The 13,564-nt window shown below is 70.4% G+C and carries 13 protein-coding genes; 9 read left to right on the top strand and 4 right to left on the bottom strand.

What is annotated here, in order from left to right:
• Positions 1-63 precede the first annotated feature (63 nt).
• From IEY84_RS19810 to IEY84_RS19800, 3 genes are read left to right on the top strand one after another with little or no spacing between them, the layout of a single operon-like run.
• Positions 64-861, top strand: coding sequence for a Nif3-like dinuclear metal center hexameric protein (locus IEY84_RS19810; protein ID WP_183546145.1), 798 nt, complete (start codon positions 64-66; stop codon positions 859-861).
• A gap of 58 nt (positions 862-919) precedes the next feature.
• The gene (locus tag IEY84_RS19805; RefSeq protein ID WP_229788853.1) at positions 920-1,636 is read left to right on the top strand and encodes a zinc ribbon domain-containing protein; all 717 of its coding nucleotides are present in this window, start codon (positions 920-922) and stop codon (positions 1,634-1,636) included.
• On the top strand, positions 1,633-2,322 hold the full coding sequence (locus IEY84_RS19800) for a histidine phosphatase family protein (protein WP_183546139.1): 690 nt from the start codon (positions 1,633-1,635) through the stop codon (positions 2,320-2,322). Before IEY84_RS19805 ends, IEY84_RS19800 begins: the two co-directional genes overlap by 4 nt.
• Before the next feature lie 160 nt (positions 2,323-2,482).
• Here IEY84_RS19800 and IEY84_RS19795 read toward each other — a convergent pair whose 3' ends face one another.
• Positions 2,483-2,773 carry a GIY-YIG nuclease family protein gene (locus IEY84_RS19795; protein WP_183546137.1) on the bottom strand — a complete coding sequence of 97 codons (291 nt, stop codon included), beginning with the start codon at positions 2,771-2,773 and terminating at the stop codon, positions 2,483-2,485.
• A gap of 182 nt (positions 2,774-2,955) precedes the next feature.
• Positions 2,956-3,732 (bottom strand): peroxide stress protein YaaA, encoded by a 777-nt coding sequence (gene yaaA / locus IEY84_RS19790; RefSeq protein ID WP_183546135.1) that lies wholly within the window; start codon positions 3,730-3,732, stop codon positions 2,956-2,958.
• A 101-nt stretch (positions 3,733-3,833) separates the two neighbouring features.
• Between yaaA and IEY84_RS19785 the strand changes: the two genes are divergently transcribed.
• Together IEY84_RS19785 and IEY84_RS19780 are read left to right on the top strand one after the other, a co-directional pair.
• The gene (locus IEY84_RS19785) at positions 3,834-4,154 is read left to right on the top strand and encodes a hypothetical protein (RefSeq protein ID WP_183546133.1); all 321 of its coding nucleotides are present in this window, start codon (positions 3,834-3,836) and stop codon (positions 4,152-4,154) included.
• 17 nt (positions 4,155-4,171) lie between these two features.
• Positions 4,172-5,635: an RNB domain-containing ribonuclease gene (locus IEY84_RS19780; RefSeq protein WP_183546131.1), complete on the top strand. Its 1,464-nt coding sequence runs from the start codon at positions 4,172-4,174 to the stop codon at positions 5,633-5,635.
• A 19-nt stretch (positions 5,636-5,654) separates the two neighbouring features.
• On the opposite strand, the gene IEY84_RS19775 is transcribed toward IEY84_RS19780, so the two are convergent.
• A complete protein-coding gene (locus IEY84_RS19775; protein WP_183546129.1) occupies positions 5,655-6,596 on the bottom strand; it encodes a TauD/TfdA dioxygenase family protein in 942 nt (313 codons plus the stop codon).
• Positions 6,597-6,734: 138 nt separating this feature from the next.
• On the opposite strand from IEY84_RS19775, the gene IEY84_RS19770 reads away from it, so the two are divergent.
• The 4 genes from IEY84_RS19770 (at position 6,735) to IEY84_RS19755 (ending at position 12,700) form a co-directional block, all read left to right on the top strand.
• A complete protein-coding gene (locus IEY84_RS19770) occupies positions 6,735-8,018 on the top strand; it encodes a hydroxyacid-oxoacid transhydrogenase (protein WP_183546127.1) in 1,284 nt (427 codons plus the stop codon).
• A gap of 73 nt (positions 8,019-8,091) precedes the next feature.
• The gene (locus IEY84_RS19765; protein WP_183546125.1) at positions 8,092-9,303 is read left to right on the top strand and encodes a multidrug effflux MFS transporter; all 1,212 of its coding nucleotides are present in this window, start codon (positions 8,092-8,094) and stop codon (positions 9,301-9,303) included.
• Between the two features lie 39 nt (positions 9,304-9,342).
• Positions 9,343-9,768: a PaaI family thioesterase gene (locus tag IEY84_RS19760; RefSeq protein ID WP_183546123.1), complete on the top strand. Its 426-nt coding sequence runs from the start codon at positions 9,343-9,345 to the stop codon at positions 9,766-9,768.
• A gap of 220 nt (positions 9,769-9,988) precedes the next feature.
• Positions 9,989-12,700, top strand: coding sequence for a DEAD/DEAH box helicase family protein (locus tag IEY84_RS19755; protein ID WP_183546121.1), 2,712 nt, complete (start codon positions 9,989-9,991; stop codon positions 12,698-12,700).
• Positions 12,701-12,796: 96 nt separating this feature from the next.
• Here IEY84_RS19755 and IEY84_RS19750 read toward each other — a convergent pair whose 3' ends face one another.
• Positions 12,797-13,546, bottom strand: coding sequence for an SGNH/GDSL hydrolase family protein (locus IEY84_RS19750; protein ID WP_183546119.1), 750 nt, complete (start codon positions 13,544-13,546; stop codon positions 12,797-12,799).
• Positions 13,547-13,564: the final 18 nt, after the last annotated feature.

Below are 13,564 nucleotides of genomic sequence, written 5' to 3'. Positions count from 1 at the left end.
CTCGATTCCGTGCTCGGCGGCGTCGCTGGGCCCGGCCGTCACGGAGGATCTAGGGTTGTCATCATGCCGACCCCGCCAACGCTGTCCGCCGTCACCTCGCTGCTGGACGACTGGTACCCGCCCGCCACCGCCGACGACTGGGATGCGGTCGGGCTGGTCTGGGGCGATCCCTCGCAGCCGGTCTCGAAAGTGCTGCTCGCCGTCGACCCGACGCTCCCGGTCGCCGAGGAGGCGGCCGCGTGGGGAGCGGACCTGGTCGTGGTCCATCACCCGCTGTTCCTCAAAGGGGTCCATGGGTTCGCGGCGACGACCCCGAAGGGACGTACGCTCTCGACGCTGGTCTCCGCGCGCTGTGCCCTGCTGACCGCCCACACCAACGCCGACCAGGCTCTTGGTGGGGTTTCGGAGTCGCTGGCGCTCGCGCTCGGGCTGGGCTCGCTGCGGCCGCTGGTGCCGGGGGTGAGCGATGACGTCGGGACCGGTCGGGCTGGGACGGTGGCGCCGACGACGCTGGGTGCCTTCGCCGAGTCCGTGGCCGCGGCGCTGCCCGCGACCGCGGCCGGGATCCGGGTCGCCGGCGACCTCGACCGACCGGTGTCCTCGGTGGCGCTGTGCGGCGGTGCGGGCGACTTCCTGCTCGATCAGGTCGCTTCGTACGACGTCTATGTGACCAGCGATCTGCGCCACCATCCGGCCTCGGAGTTCCTCGAAAAAGGTGGTGCGCTGATCGACATCCCGCACTGGGCGGCCGAGTGGACCTGGCTGCCTGTCCTGGCGAGGCGACTGAACGAGGCTTTGGGAGATACGGTGGAGACCCGGGTCAGTCAGATCGTCACCGACCCGTGGACCTTGCGCCTGTGACTACTTGCGTTTGTGAACAACTGAGGAGAATCCGCTGAAAGCCGACCCGTTCGCCCAGGTGAAGCTGCTCGACGTCTGTGAGCTGGACTCGCGTGCGCTCCAGCTGCGACACCGCCGTGCGCATCTGCCGCAGTCCGCCGTCGTGGCGGAGCTGAAGGCATCGAAGAAGACCACCGACGATGCCGTACGCGACGCCCGGGTCATCCGCGACGACCTCGAGCGGGTGCAGAAGAAGGCCGACGCCGACGTCGAGGCGGTCAAGACCCGCCGCCGCCGTGACCAGGAGCGGATGGACTCCGGGGCGATCAGCAGCGCCAAGGACCTCGAGCGCATGCAGCACGAGCTGGCCACCCTCGACCGCCGGATCTCGGTGCTCGAGGACGAGGAGCTCGAGGTCATGGAGCAGCTCGAAGAGGCTCAGGCGAAGCTGACCCGGCTCGAGGCCGAGCTCGCCGAGATCGACGAGAAGCTGGCGGTCGCTGTCGACTCCGTCGAGGTCGAGACCTCGAAGATCGACGGCGAGCTCGCCGGGGTCGCCGAGGAGCGGGAGCCCGCGCTCGAAGGCATCCCCGATGATCTGCTCGCCCTCTACACGCGGCTGAGCGAGAAGATGGGTGTCGGTGCGGCCGAGCTGCGCGCGCGCCGCTGTGGCGGTTGCAACCTCCAGCTCGACCCCGCCGAGATCTCCCGGATCCGACGCCTCGCCGCCGACGAGGTCGTGCGCTGTGAGGAGTGCTCCCGGATCCTGGTCCGCACCGCCGAGTCGGGTCTGTGACCACCTCGTCCACCTCGCGTGGCTGGGGCGGCAGCGCGACCGCGACCACGCTGGTCCTGGTACGCCACGGGGTCACCAAGCACACCGCCGCCAAGGCGTTCTCCGGCGGCCTCGGCGGCGACAACCCGCCGCTGACCCAGGAGGGACGCGAGCAGGCTCTGCTCACCGCGGAGTGGCTCAAGCCGCTCGGGTCTTCGGTCTCGACCGTCGTGTCCTCGCCGGTCCTGCGGGCCGTCGAGACCGGCGAGATCGTCGCTGGCGCGCTCGGCGCCCGCCTGGTCGAGGACCCTGGGTTCGCGGAGATCGATTTCGGCACTTGGGAGGGGCTCACCTTCGCCGAGGTCGGCCAGCAGTTCCCCGACGAGATGAAGGCGTGGATGGGGGCGACCGAGGTCGCTCCGCCGGGCGGGGAGTCGTTCGACGCCGCTCAGGTGAGGGTGCTCGAGGGTCTCTCGCGGGTGCTCGAGGCTCATGCGGGCGAGACCGTCGTGGTCACCTCCCACGTGTCCCCGATCAAGCTGGTCGTCGCCCACGCCCTGGGTGCCCCGATCGGCGGAGTCTTCAGCATGGAGCTCTCGCCCGCATCGGTCACCGTCGTCTCCTTCTTCTCCGACGGCCGCGCCTCGATGCGGCTCTTCAACGGCCTCCCCGTCTCCCGCGACCCCTTCGCCTCCGGCGCCTTCTGACGCGGCAGGTGACCGTGTTGGTCTCGACACGCTCGCTGGCGCGAGGGTCTGAACGAAGTGGCCCTCGACCGACGGTTGCTCCGCTGGTCGAGCCGCCGGGCCTCCGCTGGTCGAGCCGCCGGAGCCGCTAGGCGGAGGCGTGTCGAGACCAACACAGTCCCTATGGCGACCGCTTGTCACGACGGCGAGCAAGGTCGTGCAGCCGGTCGAGGTCCCCGGCTATCAGGGCTTCGCGTTTGGCCCGGCTCCACCCCTGGACCTGTTTCTCGCGTTCGTAGGCACCGACGATCGTCTGATGCTCTTCGGCGTACGCCAGGGTGACCGGAATGCGTCGAGCCGTGAACTCGGCGCCGATGCCGGCGTTGTGCTCGGCGATGCGTTTCTCCAGGTCGAAGGTGCTTCCGACGTAGAGCATGTGATCGCGGCAGCGGAGAATGTACATGTAAGGCATGGCCCGATTCTGGGCGCGACCACCGACAGTTTCGCCGCAGGTGAGTGTGTTGGTCTCGACACGCTCGCTGGCGCTCGCGGCTCGACCGACGGAGGAATCGCTGGTCGAGCCGCCGGAGCCGCTAGGCGGAGGCGTGTCGAGACCGACACAGTCGCTCTACGGCCGAACGCGCGGAACGGGACTCAGATCTCGGCTACGACGATGTCGAGCTGGGTGCCGGTCTTGGTGGTGGGGCCGGTCTCGACGGTCCAGCCGAGGTCGCGGAAGGCGTCGGCGAGCTTGGCGGGGGTGCGGGGGTTGGCGCCGGACTCGAGGAGGGCTCGGACGAGGCGGCCCTTGGTGGCCTTGTTGAAGTGGCTGACGACCTTGCGCTGGCCGTTGTGCTCGTGGAGGACACGCACGGTGGCGGTGCGGGCGGCGACCTCGTCGGGGCGCCAGAAGGCGGCGTACGTCCCGGACCGGAGGTCCACGAGCAGGCCGTCGCCGAGGGCCTCGGTGACGCCGGCGCCGAGGTGGGAGCGCCAGTGGGCCTGGATGCCGCCGATGCCGGGGAGGGTGGTGTCGCCCGAGAGACGGTACGCAGGGATGCGGTCGGCGAGGCCGACGAGGCCGAACACGGAGCTGGTCACCATGACCCGGTTGGTCGCGCGGCGCTTGGCGGCCGGCGACAGGGTGGCGGGGGAGAGGGCGTCGTAGAGGACGCCGGTGTAGATCCGGTCGGCGCGCGCGGTGGGGGCATCGCTCAGCCCGGCGTTCAGCTCGACGAGCTCGGGCTGGGTCTTCGGAATGCCGAGGATCTCGACGGCCTCGTCCGGGCGGGTCGTGCAGAGCTCGACCAGCGCGTCGATGACCTTGGTGCGGGCCGGGTTGAGCACCGGGAGGCGGAGGTCGTCGAGCGCGAGCGGGTTGCCGCGTACGGGCGCGGTCTTGCCCTCCGAGGGCGGCAGCAGGATCAGCACGGGACTATCGTGCCGCCCGGGACCAGGATGGCCGAATCGAGGATTGGGTATCTTTCAAAGCGGCCATGACCTGGGAGAACACGCGAGCCTACCGTCAAGTCATGATCGTTCTGGCTGCCGAGACCGCCTCGGGGCCCAACCTCGCCGGCTTCCTCGTCGTGATCATCATCGTCGGGCTGTTCTGGCTGATCCAGGACGTCTCGAAGAAGGCCCGGGCGCGGTCGGAGCACCTCAGGGCGAGGCGTTCGCTGACCTCCTCGCAGCGTAAGGCACTGGCCCGGATCGACAGGTCGGCGAAGGCGTACAACGGGTCCACGAAGGGCCTGTGGGATCAGTTCGGCGCCTTCAAGGGCAACCCGAAAGCCTTCGGCAAGGAAGCCGCCGCGCTGCACAAGTCGTACAAGGCCTCTAAGAAGAAGTAGCCACTACAGTTCTGGCCATGGGCTCCGCACGCATCATCCGGGTGGCAAGTGCCGACAGCGGTGTCGCCGCCACCACGCTCCGCGACGGGATCGCCGCGCTCCAGGCCGAGCTGGGGGTGACGGCCGAGTTCCCGCGGGAGGTGGAGGAGGCCGCGGCGATCGCCGCAGCCAACCCGAGGCTGCCGGAGCTGGACCGCACCGACCTTCCGTTCGTCACGATCGACCCCGAGACGTCGATGGACCTCGATCAGGCGCTTCACCTGGAGCGCGACGGTGACGGCTATGTGGTGCACTATGCGATCGCCGACGTGGCCGCCTTCGTGGCGCCCGGCGACCCGGTCGATCTGGAGGCCAACAAGCGGGGCGAGACGCTCTACGCCGCTGATGCGAAGATCCCGCTCCACCCCAAGGTGCTCTCCGAGGACGCCGCCTCGCTGCTCCCGGACCAGGTACGTCCCGCCCTGCTGTGGACCCACAAGCTCGATGCGGCCGGCGAGGGGACCGACACCGTCGTCGAGCGGGCGCTGGTCAGGTCGCGGGCGAAGCTCTCCTACGAGGGCGTGCAGAAGATGTTCGACGGTGACGGGTTCGGTGACGCCGACTATGCCGAGTCCCTCGAGCTGCTGAAGGAGGTCGGCGAGAAGCGGATCGCCCTCGAGGCGGCCCGCGGCGGGGTCAACCTGCCGCTGCGCGACCAGGAGATCTCGGTCGAGGGCGACCACTGGTCGCTGGAATACCGCGACCTGCTGCCCGTCGAGAACTGGAACGCCCAGATCTCGCTGCTCACCGGCTTCGCAGCGGCGGACCTGATGGTCTACGCCCGGGTCGGGCTCCTGCGGACCCTGCCGGAGCCCGACCCGCGTGACGTCCAGCGGCTGCACCGCACCGCTCGGGCGCTCGGGCTGGAGTGGCCCGCGGAGATGCTCTACCCCGACTTCATCCGCTCCCTGGACGGCAAGAACGGCAAGCACGCCGCGATGGCGATCGCGTGCACCCGGCTGCTGCGCGGCAGCGGGTACGCCTCGTTCAATGGTGAGCTTCCCGAGCTGACCGAGCACTCGGCGCTGGCGAACGAGTACATGCACGTGACCGCGCCGCTGCGCCGGCTGATCGACCGCTACGCCGGCGAGGTCTGCCTGGCGCTCTGCGCCGACGAGCCGGTCCCCGACTGGGTCACCAGCGCCTTCAAAACCTTGCCAGAGACGATGCGTGCCTCCTCGCGCACCAGCGGTGCCTACGAGCGCGGCGTCGTCGACCTCGTCGAGGCCGGGCTGCTGTCCCAGCGGGTCGGGGAGACCTTCGCCGCGGTCGTCGTCGAGGTCGACGACGAGGACAAGCAGAAGGGTTCGATCACCGTCGAGGAGCCGGCCATCGAGGCCCGGGTCACCGGCACGACTGCCCTCCCGCTCGGCGAGGAGGTCGAGGTGCGGCTGGAGACGGCCGACGTCGTCGCCCGGAAGGTCAGCTTCACCCTCGCCTGACCTCCCGGACGTACGTCGGTCAGGAGATCAGCTCGTCGAGGCGGTTGTAGACCTCGGCGGAGCCCTCGAGCACCCGGCTGTGCTCGCCCTCGATGGAGACGGGTACGTCACCCTGAACGGTGATGCGGCGGACCTCGCGCGGCAGCTCGTCGAAGTCGGCGACGGCGTAGTGCTGGGTGGCGCGGTTGTCCCAGATCGCGACGTCGCCCTGCTGCCAGTGCCAGCGGACGGTGTTCTCCAGGGCGGTGACCCGGTCCTGGAGCAGGTTGAAGAGGATCGCGCTCTCCTTCTGGTTCAGGCCGGTGAAGTGCTTGACGAAGTGGCCCAGGACGAGCGCGCGCTCGCCGGTCTCGGGGTGGATCCGGACGGCCGGGTGCTCGGTCCGGTAGATCGTCGAGACGAACTCCTCGCGCCGGCGCGCGGCCACGTCGTCGGTGGATTCGGCTTGGTCGGGGCGTACGTAGTCGTAGTCGTTGGAGTGGACTGCCCACAGGTTGTCGACCAGCGCCTTGAGCTGCGGGTGGAGCCGCTCGTAGGCGGTGACGGTGTTGGCCCAGACGGTGTTGCCGCCGTACTCCGGGATCTCCGCGCCGCGCAGGATCGAGAACGCCGGCGGCCGGTCGACGAAGGTGACGTCGGTGTGCCAGGAGTTGGCGGCCATGCCGCGGTTGGCCTTGAGGGTCAGTACGCGGGCGCTGCCGGTGTTCACCGTCGGGTGGGCGGTCGTCAGCGGACCCAGGCGCTCGCCGAACGCGATCTGCGCGCGGTCGTCGAGATGGTCCTGGCCCCGGAAGAAGACGACCTTGTGCTTCAGGAGGGCGGACCGGATCTCGGCGATCGTCTCGGCGGAGAGGTCCCCGGAGAGCCTCACGCCGTCGATGCGGGCGCCGATCCGGCCGCCGACCTTGTGGACGGTGAGGTCGGTGAGGTCGGTCGCGGGTGTTGCTTCGGCGATGGTCATTGCGTGGTCTCCTCGTGACGGCGATCTGTTCTGAATAAAGTCTAGTGAATTAGATGACTTAAGACCATGGGTGTCTCACGAGACGTTTGTGCACTCTGCCCGGTGATGTGGGTGGGAGCCGGTCGATATCGTGCGCTCATGACGCATGCCACACCCGAGACCGTGTTCACCTATGGCTCCCCGCAGCTCAAGTTCGGCACCGGAGCATCGGCCGAGATCGGCTACGACCTGGCGTCCCTGGGCGCCCGCCGCGCCCTCGTGGTGACCGATCCCGGCATCTCTGCGACCGGGCTGCCGCAGCGGGTGGCCGAGCAGATGAAGGCGTACGACGTCACTGCCGTCGTCTTCGACGGCGTCCACGTCGAGCCGACCGACGAGAGCATGCGCGCCGCGGTGGAGTTCGCCCGTGAGAACGGGCCGTTCGACGCGATCGTGGCGGTCGGGGGAGGCTCGAGCATCGACACCGCGAAGGCGGTCAACCTGCTGACCACCAACGACGGTGATCTGATGGACTACCTCAACGCGCCGGTGGGGCGCGGACTCGCGCCGGCCAACCCGCTGCTGCCGCTGGTCGCGGTGCCGACGACCACCGGGACCGGGGCGGAGTCGACGACCGTCTGCGTGCTCGACGTGCTCTCGCTCAAGGTGAAGACCGGGATCTCGCACGCCCGCCTGCGGCCCACGTTGGCCGTCGTCGACCCGGACCTGATGATGACGCAGCCGGCCGGGGTGACCGCCGCGTCCGGGATGGACATCCTGTGCCACGCGCTGGAGAGCTACACGGCCCGGCCCTACACCTCCTACGACCGCAAGGAGCCGGGTCAGCGGGTGCCCTACTGCGGTGCCAACCCGATCTCCGACATGTGGTCGGAGAAGGGGCTGTCGCTGCTCGCGGGCTCATTCCGGCAGGCGGTGGCCAACGGCGACGACACCATCGCGCGTGGCGACATGGCGTTCGCGGCGACCTTCGCGGGCCTGGGGTTCGGCAACGCCGGTGTGCACATCCCGCACGCCAACGCCTACCCGATCGCCGGGCGGGTGCGGGACTTCCACCTTGCCGACTACCCCGGTGAGGAGGCGATGGTGCCGCACGGGATGGCCGTCTCTCTGACCGCGCCGGAGGCGTTCCGCTACACCTTCGACGCGGCTCCCGAGCGTCACCTGCGGGCGGCCCGCCTGCTGGCTCCCGGCTTCGACGAGTCGACAGAGGAGCCTCGCGATCTGCTGCCGCGGGTGCTGACCGATCTGATGCGCGACATCGGGATCCCGGCGGGCATCGGTGAGGTCGGCTACACGACCGGTGACATCCCTGACCTGGTCGAGGGTGCGCTCAAGCAGCAGCGGCTGCTCGCCACCGCTCCGAAGCAGCCGACCGCGGAGGATCTGGCCGGGATCTTCGAGAGGTCCGTCACGCTCTGGTGAGGAATGCCCGGCGGGACCGAGGCGTTCAGTTGGTTGTCTTCTTCAACCAAACTTTTCTCCGGAGGTCTCCTCGGTGACGTCAGTCCCGCCGCGGCTCTTGCTCGCACTCGCTCTGCTCTCGGCGTCCGCGCCGCTGGCGATCGACTTCTATCTTCCGTCCTTCCCCCAGATCGGGTCCGATCTCGGGGCCGCGGCGAGCAACGTACAGCTGACCCTCACCGCCTTCCTGATCGGGCTCGCGCTCGGCCAGATCGCCTGGGGGCCGATCTCGGACCGGTTCGGACGGCTCAAGCCGCTGCTGATCGGATCGGTCGTCGCGGCGGTGGCCGGCGTGCTCGCCGCGCTGGCACCGAGCGTCGAGATGTTGATCGCGGCGCGCTTCCTGCAGGCGCTCGCCGCCGCGGCCGGGATCGTGATGGCGCGGGCGATCGTGGCCGACGTACTCCATGGCTTCGCCGCCGCCCGGGCGATGTCGATCATGATGTCGATCAGCGGTATCGCACCGATCGTGGCACCGGTGATCGGTGGCGCCATCGCTGGGTTCGTGCCGTGGCGCGGGGTGCTCGGCATCGTCGCCGCGATCGCCGTCCTCCAGGTCGTCGTCGTGCTGCTGGTGATCCGCGAGTCGCTTCCCGCTGAGCGCCGGACGACCCGGGTCGAGTACGCCGACCTCGGCCGTCTGCTCGCCAAGCCCGCCTTCCTCGGCTACACGCTGACGCAGGCGCTCACCTTCGCCACCCTGATGACGTACGTCTCGTCCTCCTCGTTCCTCTACCAGTCGGTCATCGGCACCTCGGCCGCGGTCTACGGCATCGGGTTCGCCGTCAACGCTGCGTTCTTGACCGTCGCCGGACTGGTCTCTGCGCGGCTGGCCAAGCGCCAGGTGCACCCGGCGCGGATCATCCGGTCGGCGCAGCCGGTGCTCGCGATGGGCGCGATGCTCGTGCTCGTCGTCGCCCTCCTGCCGGTGCCGAAGGTACTCATCCTGCTGCCGATCCTGGTCGTCACGACCTCGGTGGGCCTGATCATGGGCAACACCGGCGCGCTGGCGATCGAGCAGGCCCGGCCCGCGGTCGGCTCCGGCTCGGCGCTGATGGGCGGAATCATGTTCCTCGGCGGCGGGCTCGCCTCGCCGCTCGGTGCCGTCGCCGGCGAGCACACCGCTGTGCCGCTGGCGATCACCATGGTGGTCACCGCGGTCCTCGGTGCGGTCACCTTCTCCTTCGCCCGGCGCTCCATCGCGCGCAACCCGGAGTCGGAGGCGGTCTTCGCGACCGCCGCCTGAGCTTCTCGGCGCCGGGGCCTCGCCCGGTAGGTTTCAGCCATGGCGGAGACACCTGCGGTGACGGCCTCGGAGGCCGAGGAGATCCTGGCGAACCAACCCTTCAGCCGGCTGATCGGCGTCGAGGTCGGCGAGGTCGGTTATGGGCACGCGACGCTGCGCATCCCGCTGCGGGAGGAGCTCTTGCAGCAGTTCGGCACCGTCCACGGCGGCGTACTCTCCTACGCCGCCGACAACGCACTCGCGTTCGCCGGCGGCACGATCCTCGGACCGCACGTCCTCACCCGAGGCTTCTCGATCGACTTCCTGCGCCCGTCCAACGGCGACCACCTGCGGGCGTACGCCGAAGTGATCAACCACACCAGCCGCAACGCGCTGACCCGCTGCGAGGTCTTCACCGTCGCTGCCGACGGCTCCGAGGTGCTCGTCGCCGCAGCTCAGGGGTCGATCGCTCGGATCGACCGCTAGCCCCCGGCGAGGCGTCACTTAGTTCGGCCGAGACGTCAGGTAGGTCGGCCGAGACGTCAGGTAGGTCGGCCGAGACGGCACCCGTTGCACAGTCGATCGACGTATGTGACGGGTCGCGCGACGCGAGTGACGTCTCGATCGACGTACGTGACGCTTCGGCCGACCTACGTGACGTCTCGGCCGACGGGGGTGACGTCTCGGCAGTGGTTAGGCTTCGCGCGTGAAGCTCCGTGTTCATCAGCAGCGTGCGCTGTCGGCGCTCGGCGAGGCCTGGGTGGAGGGGCGGAGGCGGGCGTGGGTCGTGCTGCCGCCAGGTGCAGGGAAGACGCTGGTGGGGCTCGAGACCGCACGGGAGTCGATCGCGGACGGCGCGAAGGTTGTCGTGCTCAGTCCCAACACGGCCATCCAGGGGCAGTGGCTGCGGCAGGCGTCCGCGCTGGGCCTGTCGGCGTCCGCGTCACGGGACCTCGACGCGCCGCTGACCTCGCTGACGTACCAGTCGGTCGCGGTCTTCGGTGACCCCGACGACGAGGCGGAGACCGGCGAGAGCCACTTGGCCAGGCTGCACGACAACGGCCGGGCGCTGGTCTCGGTGCTGCGATCCGCCGGCCCGCTGCTGCTCGTGCTGGACGAGTGCCATCATCTGCTCGAGGTCTGGGGCGAGCTGCTGGGCGAGATCCTCCTGCTGTTGCCGGACGCCCGGGTGCTGGGGCTGACCGCGACCCCGCCGGAGGCGCTGACAAAGGAGGAGTCCGCCCTCGTCGAGCTGCTGTTCGGGGAGATCGTGTTCTCGACCTCGATCCCGGCAGCGGTGCGCGAGGGCGACCTGGCGCCGTTCGCGGACCTGGTGTGGCTGACCGCCCCGACGTCGGGCGAGCGCGAGTGGCTGCGGGGGAGTGCGGAGCGGTTCGAGGAGCTGCTCACCGCGCTGACCTCCGCGGATCTGGGCACCGTGCCGTTCCTGACGTGGCTGGACCGACGGTTCCTGTCCCAGGCGGACGGAGCGCCGACCTGGACCGAGATCGCGAAAGCGTCTCCGGACCTGGCCACCGCGGCCCTGCGCGCGCACCATCGCGGTCTCCTCGCCCTCCCGAACGGAGCAACCCTGACCGAGGCGCACCGTCGCGACCCGTCGGCCGAAGACTGGGTGGCGCTGATCGGCGACTGGGTACGCGGACAGCTGGCGGCCTCCGAGGCGGAGGGCGACCATGAAGCCCTGGCTGCGATCAAGCAGGCGCTGCCGGCGGTCGGCTACACACTGACCCGGCGCGGCATCCGGGCCGGGAGATCGCCCGTCGACCGGGTGCTGGCGCGCTCGGAGGCCAAGACGACCGCGACGGCGGCCATCGTGGAACACGAGCGGTTGGCGCACGGCGACTCGCTGCGGCTCCTCGTCGTCACCGACCACGAGCGGGCCTCGGCCACGCTGCCGGTCGACCTGCGTGGGGTGATCGCCGAGCAGGCGGGCTCGGCGCGGGCAGTCCTGACGACTCTGTGCACGGCGAACGAGGACGTCCTGCTGGTCACCGGCGCCACCGTCGCCGGGCCGGCGGCGACCCTCGTCGCGCTGGTCGACCACATCGCCGAGACCGATCCCGGTCTGGCCGGCGGGCTCGTGGTCGAGGAGGGGGAGGCGTACGCCACGCTCGTCGGGCGCTGGGGCAGCCGGCAGTGGGTGGGCCACGTGACCAGGTTCTTCGAGGCCGGCGGTTGCCGGGTGCTGGTCGGGACGCGCGGGCTGCTCGGTGAGGGCTGGGACGCCCGGTCGGTCACCGGCATCGTGGACCTCACCGCGGCCACCACCACGACCGCGGTCGTGCAGCTGCGCGGACGCTCGCTGCGTACGGATCCGGAGCGGCCCGACAAGGTCGCGGTCAACTGGACCGTCGTCTGCGTCGAGGAGGAGCACCCGCGCGGCGACAACGACTGGAAGCGGCTGGTGCGCAAGCACACCGGCTTCTTCGGCGCCGATGAGGACGGCTCCGTCGTCGACGGCGTCGGCCACATCGACGAGTCCTTCTCCCCGTACGCGGCCCCGCCGGAGTCCGACTTCGACGAGGTCAACGCCCGGATGGTGGCGCGTTCGGAGGATCGTGCGGGGATCCGGGAGCGGTGGCGGATCGGAGAGCCGTACGCCGACGTCGCCGGTCGCACCGTCAGGGTGCGGCTGCGCCGGGCCGGTGCGCTGCGGGCGCCGGCGGGAGTCGTGCTCGCTCCTCGGCCGCCAGGATTTCGGCTGCTGGCGGACCGCGTCCCGGAGTGGCAGCTGCCGGCGAAGGGCGCACTGGCGGCCGCCGTGCTGATCAGCCTCGCGCTGGCGGTGGTCATCGGGGTAGGCGGTGGCGCCGCGGCAGTGCTGGGTGGTGCTGCCGGCGGGTTGTGGGCGATGTGGGCCGCGTACGCCTATCGGGAGGGGACACGGATCGCCTCCCAGCTACGCAGGCGACCGACGGTCGGGGCGGTGGGTGCTGCGGTCGCCGACGCCTTGAAGGCGACCGGCCAGACCTCTGTCGGTGCCGACGGGCTCGAGATCGCGGTCGACTCCGACGGCAGCTACCGGCTCCACCTGGCCGGGGTGCCGGAGGAGGAGTCGGCGCTCTTCGCGACCTCGCTCGAGGAGGCGGTGGCGCCGATCGCGGCCCCGCGCTACCTGGTCTCCCGGCCGGTCGTCGGCGACCTGGCGGCGCTCGAGCGGCTGCGGCTGGGCGTCTCCGGCCGCCACACTGCGGACGGCGAGGCATGGCACGCCGTCCCCGCGGCCCTGGGGCGTCGCGCTGCCGACGCGAATGCGTTCCGCGACGCCTGGGAGCACTGGGTCGGCGGCTCCGGCCTCCTCTACACCGGCTCGCCCGAGGGTGCCGGCGTCCTGGCCGCTCAGCGCGGTGCCGACCCCTTCGATGTCACTGCCGTGATCCGCCGCCACTGGTCCTGATGCCGAGACGTCACGCGCGTCGGCCGAGTTGGCACGCGAATGCCATCTCGGCCGACGGGGCTGACGCTTCGGCCGACGGGGGTGACGCTTCGGTTCTCAGTCGGCGATCGGGGTCCAGGTGGGGAACTTGGCGGTGCGCCCGTCGCCGGAGGAGCGGCCGGTGAGACGACGGTGGATCCACGGGCCGACGAACTCGCGGTAGTAGGCCAGACCCTTCTTGCCCGCCGCGGCCTCGAAGTCGAGGTCCCACCAACCCTCGGGGACCTCGACGCCGAGCGAGTCGAGGACGCGGGCGGCGACGCGGTGGTGACCGCGGGCGTTCATGTGGAGGCGGTCCTCGGACCAGAAGCGTCCGTCCATGAGCGTGGTGTCGGGCCAGTTGTAGGCGCGTACGATGTCGTCGCGGTGGGCGACTCGCTGCTCGACCAGGCCGACGAGCTCGTCGCCGCGGCGCTGGAAGACCTTGCCGAGCGGGAGCCGGGCGGACGGGTTGGCACCGGAGAGCAGGATCAAGGTGATCCCGTTGGCGTCACAGGCCTCGAGCACGGGGTTGAGGAGGTCGGCGATCGCGTTCGCGTCGGCCTTCGGGCGGAGCATGTCGTTGCCACCGCCGTTGAAGGAGAGATGGGTCGGCTTCAGCGCCAGCGCGGCAGGGAGCTGCTCCTCGACGATCGGGCGGATCAGCCGGCCGCGGATGGCGAGGTTGGCGTACTCCACCGGGACGCCCGAGGAGGCCCAGCCCTGGGCCACCAGATCGGCCCAGCCGCGTACGTGACCGTCAGGAGTCTCGTCGCCGACTCCTTCCGTGAACGAGTCACCGATCGCGACGTAGCGCACTGCCTCCACGAGCCCTCCCAAGCACCA

It is taken from the genome of Nocardioides albus, from assembly GCF_014648255.1.
Lineage (GTDB): Bacteria > Actinomycetota > Actinomycetes > Propionibacteriales > Nocardioidaceae > Nocardioides > Nocardioides albus.
The sequence above is the reverse complement of the archived record's forward strand: the minus strand, read 5'-3'. Positions and strand labels throughout refer to the sequence as shown.